Origin of the sequence: Blautia sp. AM42-2 (assembly GCF_003480245.1) — a bacterium.
GTDB classification, from domain to species: domain Bacteria; phylum Bacillota; class Clostridia; order Lachnospirales; family Lachnospiraceae; genus Fusicatenibacter; species Fusicatenibacter saccharivorans.
The window spans coordinates 1-11,577 of sequence record NZ_QUIM01000024.1 but is presented as its reverse complement, the minus strand read 5'-3'; the positions used below and the strand labels follow the sequence as shown (position 1 = coordinate 11,577).

Genomic DNA, 11,577 nt, shown 5'->3' with positions numbered 1-11,577 from the left:
GCTCACCACCCTTGCATATCATAGAAGAATCTTATTTACAGACTTTTTCTCACAGTCTCTGTATAATATTTGCAACAGGCACCCCCTTGTTTGCGTGAGTAGGTTGATGTTCGCACTTCAATTATACATCATTCAGCGGAGGGTGTCTTTATTTTGTGCAAAATTTAGAATTTGCTCATTTATAGTTATTATCATAAAAATTAAATAGTACTCCATATAACATTGGGCAAGTTACCCATAAAAATTCTTTATTTTGATAATATTTGTCGAACTCAAATTCTTTAAAAATTTCTATTTTATTACAAACAATATGATATATTGTTTTAATTATAGCTCCGGTTATAAAAAGCCATATGACAGTAAATAACCCTGACGTTATAATATATTTACTGTTGTAAGAACTATTAATCATAAGATACAATTTAAATAGCCCTGGGAAAATACACATTATTATTGTTTGAAATAATATTCTAGCACAATAACTTCCACATATCTTTTTTCCCTCTTCATCGGTTAAATGTCTCTGCTTTACAATTTCTTTTGTACACGTGGCAACTGAATAAGATAAATTGCTCCAAAAAACACATACTCCAATCACATAATAAAATCCAAAAGAAAATGTTACAAATTTATCCATATAATCTTCCTCGTACTATTACTGGCCTCATTGCGTAAGGTGGTCAGACCCTATAAAGTTCCACCATACTTTTTTATTTGAGCAAACGGTCACTTTGTCTGGTGTCAAATTCTTATTTTTTCAAAATTCCGTTCTTGAGCGACTTCCGGTCGAAAAGTGCTTAGATCATTAAATCCTTTCCACACCTTCTGATTCGCGCAGTAAGGACACCCGCTTGTCTTCTTAGATATTATCTTATTAGGTGATGCTTCCCAACGATGGCCAAACTCACAAATCCAGCTTACTTTTTTTCACTACCATATGGCCATCTTTCTGGATCTTCTACATTTTCTTTATCCCATCGCACCAAAATATCTTGTCAGTCATGTTCCATACACCATTCTTTTAAGGATTTTCCCATTCACATCCCCCTATTCCAAACCTCATACCCCTGCCGTCTCGCCGAGTCATACATCGGTTGCATATTCTTCTGTAAAATATTATAAAACTGCTCCCGTGAATTTCCCTTGCAATACAGTTCTCTTCCAGCCCAGATAGAATGTAAATTATCTCGATAGCATCCTTCAAACAATTTATGTATTCCCGGCTTTTCATGAATAAACCCATACAGCAAATACTGATTCTCAGCAAATCTTTCAAAAAACGGATCCCATTTCGGAAGCTTATTACTTTTCGCCGAATTCAAGGAAGAATCCATCGGCATCAAATTCCAAAGTTCATCGTTCATGACAAACGACCATGGAATAAAGTGATCTACATCATATGCTTTTGGCGCGACAACTTCTCCGGTAAACACGTCTCTGACTTCCGTCAGTTCCAGAATACCCTCCCATAGTTTCCGCACATGATTCAATTTCCGCATTTTCTCATCCATCGGCGCCAGTTTATATACAAGACCTGGAACTTCTGGATTATTGTTTTGCAACCATTTGACCTTTTCATATTGAATCCATCCGAGAATCGATACCGTGTTATCCTGAATCATCTTTGTCCAAGATGGCTGAAAATATATTTCTTTTTTGAGCTTACTCCCTGTTCCCAGTGTATACGGTAATATCACAACGTGCTCATTAATTCTCTCAATATATTCCGTCATTCGCCGTACGCTTCCCCAATCTGCTGGTTCTTCCGCTCTATCAAAAAATCCTGCAAGAGCTCTGTATGGAACCATATTGGTGAGCTGCTCTTTTGATGTTTTCAATTCCAGTGCATACTTTTTAATCGCATTTTTAATTTCTACCTTGGATGCATTTGCAGGCAGATTGCTGAGTTCTGATAATTTACTTACAGCTCTCTCCAATCCATCTTTTACTTGTCCATCGATTGGCATTCCGCTCAGATGGATGTGAAACTCGCGGACCGAGTACCATGCATTGCAAATCATTTCATCGATCACCGCATCAAAAGTGGTTTCTTTTACGCCTTCCGCAATAAGCTGGACAATCGCTTCCAACCAATAAAACTTGTAACAATAGGACGGATCTTTCATCATGTGTGAAAACCCTTCAATATCTAATGTATTGTAATATTTCCCATCCAGTTTCAAACTATATCCGATTTTTGAAGTATCAAATTCAACCACTTTTCCTCACTCCTACCCGGACGGACATCTTTCGATATCCAGTATTCTACTATCTTTATTTCTGAAAAGTCTTTTATAAATGCCGCAAAAGAATTTTCTGTAAAATCGGTATAATATCGTTCTTCACGATATCCCTCATATTCTCCATACTTGAAGGAAGTATAAATATATCCTTCTTTCTTTAGGGCACGCATCATTTTATATAGAACATCTTGTAATTCGTCTTTCGAAAGATGTAAGATAGAAGAACACGCCCATATCCCCTCATACTTATTTACGAACGAAAGTTCCGAAAATAACATTTTTTTCACTTCAATTTTGACATATTCTCTGGTAATTTTACAAATTTCTTCCGATCCATCTACCGCATCGACACGATAACCTTTTTCCAGAAAATATTTACTATCGCGTCCAGATCCACAGCCAAAATCCAAAATATAAGAGCCGGCCGAAAGGCAGGAAAGAAACTTATCCTGTACGGAATGGAACTCAACACTCTTTGTATTTTCAATAAATTTAGTCGCATTTTGATTATAATATTGCAGTGTATTTTCGTCCTGCTCTGTAAATTTTTTTGTTTGCTCCAAGGTCATAGTTTCTTTCCACCCTCACTCATTTTTCTACTCGACAGCACTTTTCGTGAAATATGTCCTAATTTTCTGTTCCTACATTCCTTTTCTAATTTCCTCTATCAATGTAATATCTGCAGGTAGCCATTCTACTTCGTTCAGTTCTTCTTTCGTCAACCACTTTGCCGCTTCGTGTTCTTTCAATACGAGATCTCCATTTAAAACTTCACACCAAAAACAATCCATAGAAAGGTGAAATGCCGGATAGTCATACTCAATCGTATCAATATATTCTCCCACTTCTATTTCTGTATCCAATTCTTCCATAATTTCTCTTTTCAAAGCCTCCTGTGGTGTCTCGCCTTTTTCAATTTTTCCTCCCGGAAATTCCCAGCCGCCTTTAAATTCTCCATAACCTCTCTGTGTTGCAAAAATGATGGATTCTCCTGTTTTATTTACTGCTTTTATTACTGCTGCAACAACTCTGATTGTTTTCATTTTACTTTTCCTCCATTGTTTTTCCACTCTGCAAATATCTCAATAAATCTTCTCTTACTGCTGTTTGCATTTTAAATTTTAATTTACAAATCGGTTTTAATACACCTCTATTATTTTTCTTTTCCGCTTCATGAGCCTCCAAGACATCAAATTCTCCCATATAGAAAAAATTGTTTTCTGCATCCGTCTTTTGAACAAAAAGATGTTTTCTTGGTGTATTTAAAACCTTATCCATATATGCACCATCTAACTTTTTATCAATTTGGGAATCCCATCTAAAAATTACGTTGTCTACGAATTCATCCGCATAATCAGGCTTTCCATCAACATATTCTTTTTCTTCATCTGTGTTTTCTTCTTTATGATACGTGACAAAAATGAAAACATCGTCTCCTAGTTGCGACATTCCATACATTGTTGACGACAAATCTTTGCCTGCATTCATAAGCAAACTAACATCTCTTCTTGAGTATTTTTCATAAAGTACAAATGGCACTCCATTTCTATATGGTTTTGCGTACTTATCTTGATATCTGGCTAAACCAACAGCCACAATGTCCTGGACCTGATCATAAAAATCCTTATGTGCTAGGCGTTCTGTATAACTTAAAATTCTCTTTAAACGATTCTCTCCATCTGATTCCAGAATATCAATCTGGTAAAACTTCTCTCTTTCCGTGCTGTTTGTGACAAATTTGCCTTTCAAAACATCGCATGCAAGATCAATCTTTTGCGTTGTTATCTCATAACCATATCGCTCTTTGCAGCTATCAATAACTTCAGAATATGTAATTTGATTTTTTTCTAAAAACAATCGCAAAATCTCCAATTCATCTGGTCTGACACCGCTTAATATCGTCTTTGACAAATATTCCAGTGTTGTCTTTTCCTGTTCTGACAGCCGAAACAGCTGCTCATTTTTCTCCATTTGTTCTGCAAAAGAATAATAAGTTTTGTATTCCTTAATAATTACAAGAGGATCCATCTCCGCGTTTTCATAAAAATCCAAAAGGATTGGACGTCTTCCGAGACGGTTTTTCAGATTAACGTATCCTTCTTTCATCAATTCTTTCAAGGTGCTTGGTTTGATACAGTCAATCGCATGAAAAATCTTTTCTTTTGCTATTTCATCAAAATGAATGGTAGATGCTCCCGGAATGGTACTATTTCCACTGATAACATATTTCCGAATCACATCCGCATTGTAGGTATTGTCTCCGGATAAAGCGACTGGAATCATAAAATTATTGTTGTAATTTCCGATAAAATCCAGAATCACTACATATTCTTTTCCTTCCGCCTTACGCAGCCCCCGTCCCAATTGTTGGATAAATACAATGGGCGATTGTGTAGGCCGAAGCATAATGACTTGATTGACTTCAACAATATCAATGCCCTCATTTAAAATATCTACAGAGAAAATATAATCCAAGGGCTGTAATTCATCCGTTGCATCCTCTTCCCTCATAGCTAAACGTTCAAATGCTGTTTCTCGGAGCTTTTGTGGTGTTTCATTGCTAAGCGCAAGCGTTCTATAACCACGTTCATTGAACATTCTCGATAATGTTTCACATTCTTTATTTCTACTACAGAAAATCAATCCCTTCACACGTTCTCCACTATAGCCATAATACTGCGCCTGCTCAATGATATGTTCTACCCGTTCTTCGCTTGTAAGAAGATTAAAATCTTTTTCTGTAAGATTCTTTCCTTTAGACGTTTTATCATCTATCAGCGAAATATCACTGATTCCGAAATAATGAAAAGGACACAGCAAGTGATCTTCCATTGCTTTCTGTAATCGAATTTCATGTGCTATTTGATGATGGAAAAGTTCATAGACATTTCGCCCTTCTATATGATCATCCCGTTTATCCGGCGTAGCTGTCATACCTAAAAATAACTGTGGTTCAAAATAGTTCATTACTTTCTGATAGGTATTCGCTGGACTATGGTGTGCTTCATCGAGAATGATACAATCAAATGCATCTTTTTCATATTGAAACAAATGCTGATCTCTATTTAGCGTCTCTACCATAGCAAATACAAAATCACAGCCATATTCGTGTTTTCCATCGCCTACGATGCCCATAGAGACAGAATTATTAAACACTCGTTCAAAAGACTTCTTGGCTTGTTTGGCTAACTGCGCCCGGTGGACAAGAAATAATACTCTCTTAAAACCTAATTCACGCATTGCAAATGCTGATGCATATGTTTTTCCAGTTCCCGTAGCCGAAATCAATAATGCTCTTTTCTCACCCTTTTCAATGATTTTTCGAAGATTAACAATGAATTCTTCCTGCATGGAATTCGGCTTTAATTTATATTTTTCAAAAGACGGAATCCTGTCTTTTTTAGCCTCTTCTCGTTGATGTTTGATGATCTCGTAGCGTGCTTTGTAAATTTCATAAAAGGTTTCAAAATCCAAAGCATACTCTGACTTCCAAAATGAATTGAATTCTTTTACAATCTCACTTGCTACTTCACCCTGCTCAGTCGATATAATCTTTGTATTCCACTCTATGTTGCTGGTAAGCGCTGCGCTTGTCATATTCGAACTGCCAAGGATAATTCTATAAACTTCTTCTTTTTTGAAAATGTATCCTTTGGTATGAAATCCATTATCGGCAGCTTCCACATCATACATTTTTAGCGTAATATTTTTCAATTCATTCAGTTTTGCCAACGCTCTTGGCTCACTAAAATCTAAGTAGTTCGTTGTAAGAATTTGCCCCGGGATTCTCTTTCGCTCGAGTTCTTTTAACGTCTGCAGGAGGGGCGTAATTCCTCCCATTGTGATAAATGCCACACTAATCTGGAATTGTTCACAGCGAAGTAACTCTTCTTCAATAGAAGAAATAACTTTTTTACCCTCTTCTGGATTGTTTGATATAAAACTCGGTTTATATTCCAGATTTGAAGCAAGATTTCCATTGATATAGGCTGCTTCCAACCCTTGATTTATGTTTTGTATTATTTCTTCTTTCACCGTTTCATCCTCTCTGTTCTAACTTTAAATTGTAACGTATTTGACTTTACAATTCAAATTTTTTCATCATTTTCCAGTTTTTACCATGCTTTATAACGTCTCCTGATACGCCCGATCAATCAGCTTCTTTGCCTTCTGAAAATCTTCTGCCGTCTTGATTGACACTTCTAGCTCCCCCGTTCCGTAATGTCCAATCCCGCGGGTATCTCTTGTGAATCCTTCTTCCAGTTCAACAGTGTCCGGGTCGAGTTTCATTCGGAGCAGGATCTGTTTGTTATAAATTTCAATGCAGAAAATATTCTGCACTTTCTTATAGGCCAAATACAGCTTCAATTGGTTTGGAACAAGATCGTCTCCCAGCGATTCGATGTAGTCACAAAGCGCCGTATATAATGTTTTGAAATGGCTGCTTGCTGATGACAGCTTCTCTAAATGTGTTTTCTGTGTGTATGTACTACTTGTTGTTGAAATGGTTGATGTTTCCGTTACTGGCTTTGCCACCGGTGTGTTCAGATGTTCAAACAGCAACAGATCTTCCCCATATTTCCGATATTTCACCAACTTGATATTTCTCTGCATCTGATTCACCGCATGTACATCATACCGTGTGAAATCATTTGCAATGCAGATAACGCAAGGCACGGACCAGTCGATCCGGTTGGCGACTTCCATTCCAAATTTTTCTATCACAAGCAGTTTAAAATCCGCTTTGTGATCCAGAAGCCAGTCCAAATAGAATAATCCCTGATTGATTACATTTTCACTGGTGCTTCTCTTATATTCAAAAATCACCGGACTGTTGTTTTCGTCAATTCCGATGCTGTCCATTCTTCCGGATGTGATCATATATTCACTTTTCAGAAAACGAACGCCGAAAAATGTCTCCATGTTCTGCTCTATCGTTGTTTGCAGTTGTTTCTCCAATACTACCGTGGAAGAGGTGCGCTCTTTCACAACCGTTCCGACCTCAAAAAGTTTTATTTCCGACACTGCAGTTTCTCCTTCCCTGTCGCAAGATATATGTTCATTATATCGTACCTTCTTACAAAATACTATTGTAAAACATTCTTTCCGCAGGCATTCCCATCAAAAAAAGGCCGCAGCTCCGCAAAGCTGTGACCTTTTCCCAATATTACCAATATGCTATTTCCGATACACCGTCTTCCCCCGTGCAACGACTTCCTGAATCTCCAGTCCCTGATCCAGTACGCAAAGATCCGCATCATATCCTTCCCGGATCTTCCCTTTTCCTTTCAGTGACAGGATCTCTGCCGGGTTTGCCGTAATCGTTGAAATTGCGGTTTCCAGCGGAATTCCCGCTTTCTCCACGCATTCTTTTACTTCTTTCAGCAAACAGCTCGACTGGCCCATGCCCATCCGCAGGAATTCTCCCTTCTCATTAAAGATCGGCAGACTGCCCTGGCCGTCGGATGAGATGGTGATGTGTTTCGGGTTGACGCCTGCATCCAGCATGCGGCGGATTCCTTTGCACACGCGTACTTCATCGCAGACGGTTTCCCAGTAATCAATCTCTTCATTTCCGGTGAAATCGACTGCGCCGCCCTTTACGGCGTATTCAATTGCCTTCTGGAACAGCTTCTCGTTCCGGTTGACATGGGTCGGCAGGAACTGGCTGGCCGGGATTTCGGTTTCGCTGATGACGCGTTCGATCAGCTCCATACATCTTGCACCGTTGCCAAGGTGGACATTGATCACTCCCGCTTTCCCGGAAAGAACGCCGCCGAGGCGCGTGTCTGCTGCCAGTCGGGCGAATTCTTCGAAGGTCGGCTGTGAGGATCGGTGGTCCGAGATGGCGATTTCGCCGGTTCCGATGATTTCTTCGATCATCATGATATCTTTTGTAATTCCATCCGTCAGTGTGCGCACCGGAACCTGGTAGCTGCCGGTGTAGCACCAGGCGGACATGCCCTGCTCCCGGAGACCTTTTGTTTTTGCCACGAGCGCGCACATGTCACGGCCAATGCCGTCAGTTCCGAGGCAGCCGACAACGGTTGTCACGCCGAATTTGTTCAGGCCTTCCATTGTTGCCTCCGGGGTGCGGTTGGCAAAGCCGCCCTCACCGCCTCCGCCGAGCACGTGAACATGGCAGTCGACAAAGCCAGGTGTCAGGACAAGTCCGGTTCCGTCTACGGTCTCCGCGCCAGAGAGCAGGCCGTCTGCCGTTATCGTGCCGGCATCTGCGATCTTGACAATTTTATCATACACCGTAAGAACGTCTTTTCTTCCGAGGTATTCCGGCGCATAGACGTCTATGTTCTGAAATAATATCATTTTCTCTCACTCCTCTTAAAATCCAATGGCAACCGCAATCAGAATCGTAATAACTGCTCCAATCATCAGTATCCCTAAGAATTTCCACATGAATTTGATCCAGTTCGACCACTCGATCTTTGCAATCGCCAGGGAGCCGATCAGGCAGCCGGAGGTCGGAACGATCAGGTTTGTGAAGGCATCACCGAGCTGGAACGCAAGGACGGATGTCTGGCGTGATACGCCGAGAAGATCCGCGAGCGGTGCCATGATCGGCATGGTGATCGCCGCCTGGCCGGAGCCGGATACGACGAAGAAGTTGAAGACCGACTGGAACACATACATCAGCACGGCTGCGGCTGCACCGGAGAGACCGGCCAGGGCCTGTGAGATGCCGTACATAATGGTGTTGATGACGGTCGGAGTCGTCGGATCAGAACCGCCGAGCACCTGCATGATGCCCTGTGCCATCGCAACAACGAGTGCTGCGCCGATCAGGTCTTTTGCGCCGTCTTTGAAGGAAACGGCAATGTCGTTCACTTTCATGTCGTTCAGATGGAAAATGACACCAATCACACCGGCCACGATTCCCATGATGAAGAACTGGGTTGCGATTTCGGCCATGTAATAGCCTTTTGCCATAACGCCCCAGATGACCCAGACAACGGTAACAGCCAGTGTCACCAGAACCAGGATATGGCCGATGCCGAAGGAATGGCCCTCGTCGATGCCTGTTTTTTCGTTCTGATCACGGAAATACTGGTCACTTTCGTAGGCAACGGAAATTTCCGGGGTCTTTTTGACTTTTGCTGCATAGAACATGGTCATGCCGCATCCAAGGGCGGTGAATACCACCCACATCACCATACGGAAACCTGCGCCGGAGAAGACGTCAACGCCGGCGATTCCCTGTGCGATTCCGACGGAAAACGGGTTCATCCAGGAAGATCCGAATCCGATCTGTGTTGCCACGTACGTAACGAGCACGGCAATGACGGTGTCGTATCCGACAGCAACGAACAGCGGGCAGAGGATCATCGTGAACGGAAGGGCCTCTTCTCCCATTCCGAACACGGCTCCGCCGAGGGAAAACAGGACGAAAAGGACCGGGATCAGCAGTTTTTCAGCGCCTTTTGCTTTACGGATCAGGCCGATCAGACCGGCTTCGACAGCTCCGGTGCGGATCATGATGCCGAAAGCACCGCCGACTACCATCAGAAATGCGATAATTTCGATGGCAGAGCTGCTGATAATTCCGTTATACATGTAATTGAAAAATCCGGTTCCGCCGTCGCCGCTGAACAGTGCAACGCCTTCTGTGACCGGTTTTCCGGCAGCATCGGTCAGATACTGGAAACTTCCGTCTTTGATGACGGTACGGGTTTTTTCTACCCCGTTCATCAAGTATGTGACATCCTCCGTCTCGTAATAGCCTTTCGGGACGAGGAAAGTCATGACGGCCGCGATAACTACCACAAAAAAGATGATAATGTAGGTATCCGGCACGTTAAATCCCCTGTTGAATGATTTCAGGCCTTCGCCTTTCTTTTTGCTCATATTTTGAGATTTCCTCCATTTGATATTCTATTCTCATTTTTAACGCGCATGGATTAGTGTACCATAGATCATAGAGGAAAGTCACTGAAAAAATCAAAAAAATGGCAGAAAAATTTTCCATTCGGATCTTTCTGCGAGCTGTGTGCAATGTCATGCATAACATGATTGTATAGAAAGACAAACAATTCCTTTTTGGGTTTCCTGCTCCCCGTCTCTTATGCTATACTTGGAAAGTTGTTCTAACAGTAATACAAATCTAATACAGAAAGCGAGCTTGTGAACCTCACATGACTAAAGTCACGTGCTTCAGACCGCTTTAGGCGGCAGACAAAATATCGGCGGATACGCCTGTTTCTTAGATCTTGCGCGGATACGCGCTTCTTCCATGCCGGATACGGCAGGCCTCCACATAACAGGTAGTCCACGGTATATCTGCCTGTGTTTATGCTGCTTTTCGCAGTTCCATTTCTGAAATTAAGTCTATCAAATCCGCATAAACACATGAGGTTCTACGCTTTACTGCAGGAACTTTTGCCTCCAGCAAAGACCTTTCCGTTTCCGGCAAGGGTTTTAAAATTTCACGGATAAAATATCTTGCTCCGATATTATACGATGCTGACAAATCACAGTTGTATCTTTTTCCAGTCTGAAACGTACACAGACGATGATCCCGTGTATCACGGGCAATCTCTCCTGATCCATCAAAGGCAAGCCTGCTCGTGTTCCAGGCACAAATCCGGGAAATTCGGATTCCCTTTCTGTGTGCCTGCTGTCCGCACCGTTTCTGGATATCACGTTTTCTCCACATCTGCAGTTTCTGCTTTTTCTTCCCGGAAAGTTTTCCTTTCATTTCCAGATATTCGAAAACAATCACATCTGCCTTCTTTTCTGACGCATACAGAACGATTTCCCTTGCAATTTTTCTGCCAAGCTCTGTATTCAGACGTTTTGCATATGCCCATTTTCCCTGCACCTGACGCGATCCATGTTCCCGCTGAAATCTTCGAATCCGTCCCAGCACACGGTACATCCGGTCTTTGTCACTGGGAAAGTTAATAAACTTTCTTCCCAGGATAGTTCCGTCTGGACGCATGATGGTACAGACTGCATCCGTATTGATGCCGAGATCCACACTGCAGATCGTTTGTTCTTTGACAGGTGTCCGGTTTAAAGATACCTCTTCCGCATACGTAAAACGCAGGAAATATTTGTCGTGCTTTTTCTCCAACGTTGGCGCCGAAGCTTTTTTGCCCGACCAGTGTTTTCTTAAATATTCCATATCCGTATGTTTCAGCCGCGCAGCAAACCATTTCCAGTCATGGCCATCGTACAGTTTTAAAAAGGCCGCATCTTTCTCTTCTGTGTTTCCACGGTACATGACATCGTGGTAAAAAACAGGCATGGCATACTGCTCACTTTTCAGATACGGCTTTCCTGTTTTCTGTCCCTCTGCTTTCCACTGTTCCAGACG

At 41.8% G+C, this 11,577-nt stretch carries 9 protein-coding genes and 1 pseudogene; all 10 read right to left on the bottom strand.

Annotated features, from left to right (window positions below; genetic code table 11):
• Positions 1–175 precede the first annotated feature (175 nt).
• Entirely contained in the window at positions 176–637 is a 462-nt protein-coding gene (locus DW915_RS15315; protein WP_118719074.1) for a hypothetical protein, read from the bottom strand.
• Positions 638–741: 104 nt separating this feature from the next.
• A pseudogene (locus DW915_RS16635) lies at positions 742–915 on the bottom strand (zinc-ribbon domain-containing protein); the annotation flags it as partial.
• A gap of 122 nt (positions 916–1,037) precedes the next feature.
• On the bottom strand, positions 1,038–2,219 hold the full coding sequence (locus tag DW915_RS15955; RefSeq protein WP_243033852.1) for an HNH endonuclease domain-containing protein: 1,182 nt from the start codon (positions 2,217–2,219) through the stop codon (positions 1,038–1,040).
• Positions 2,180–2,812, bottom strand: coding sequence for a class I SAM-dependent methyltransferase (locus DW915_RS15300; RefSeq protein WP_118742426.1), 633 nt, complete (start codon positions 2,810–2,812; stop codon positions 2,180–2,182). The genes DW915_RS15955 and DW915_RS15300 overlap by 40 nt, the downstream gene beginning before the upstream one ends.
• Before the next feature lie 72 nt (positions 2,813–2,884).
• Entirely contained in the window at positions 2,885–3,286 is a 402-nt protein-coding gene (locus tag DW915_RS15295; RefSeq protein ID WP_118742425.1) for a (deoxy)nucleoside triphosphate pyrophosphohydrolase, read from the bottom strand.
• Position 3,287: 1 nt separating this feature from the next.
• Positions 3,288–6,278: a DEAD/DEAH box helicase gene (locus DW915_RS15290; RefSeq protein ID WP_118742424.1), complete on the bottom strand. Its 2,991-nt coding sequence runs from the start codon at positions 6,276–6,278 to the stop codon at positions 3,288–3,290.
• Between the two features lie 90 nt (positions 6,279–6,368).
• Positions 6,369–7,268 (bottom strand): endonuclease NucS domain-containing protein, encoded by a 900-nt coding sequence (locus DW915_RS15285; RefSeq protein WP_118742423.1) that lies wholly within the window; start codon positions 7,266–7,268, stop codon positions 6,369–6,371.
• 153 nt (positions 7,269–7,421) lie between these two features.
• Positions 7,422–8,570 (bottom strand): beta-aspartyl-peptidase, encoded by a 1,149-nt coding sequence (iadA, locus tag DW915_RS15280; RefSeq protein WP_117814411.1) that lies wholly within the window; start codon positions 8,568–8,570, stop codon positions 7,422–7,424.
• Positions 8,571–8,585: 15 nt separating this feature from the next.
• Positions 8,586–10,106: a putative basic amino acid antiporter YfcC gene (gene yfcC, locus DW915_RS15275; protein WP_022462924.1), complete on the bottom strand. Its 1,521-nt coding sequence runs from the start codon at positions 10,104–10,106 to the stop codon at positions 8,586–8,588.
• A gap of 442 nt (positions 10,107–10,548) precedes the next feature.
• On the bottom strand, positions 10,549–11,577 hold a 1,029-nt coding region (locus tag DW915_RS16195), incomplete at its 5' end, for a transposase (RefSeq protein WP_243033851.1).

Coding starts and splice junctions, on each gene's coding strand:
- DW915_RS15315 (WP_118719074.1), bottom strand. CDS start 637: ATGGATAAATTTGTAACATTTTCTTTTGGATTTTATTATGTGATTGGA.
- DW915_RS15300 (WP_118742426.1), bottom strand. CDS start 2,812: ATGACCTTGGAGCAAACAAAAAAATTTACAGAGCAGGACGAAAATACA.
- DW915_RS15295 (WP_118742425.1), bottom strand. CDS start 3,286: ATGAAAACAATCAGAGTTGTTGCAGCAGTAATAAAAGCAGTAAATAAA.
- iadA (WP_117814411.1), bottom strand. CDS start 8,570: ATGATATTATTTCAGAACATAGACGTCTATGCGCCGGAATACCTCGGA.
- yfcC (WP_022462924.1), bottom strand. CDS start 10,106: ATGAGCAAAAAGAAAGGCGAAGGCCTGAAATCATTCAACAGGGGATTT.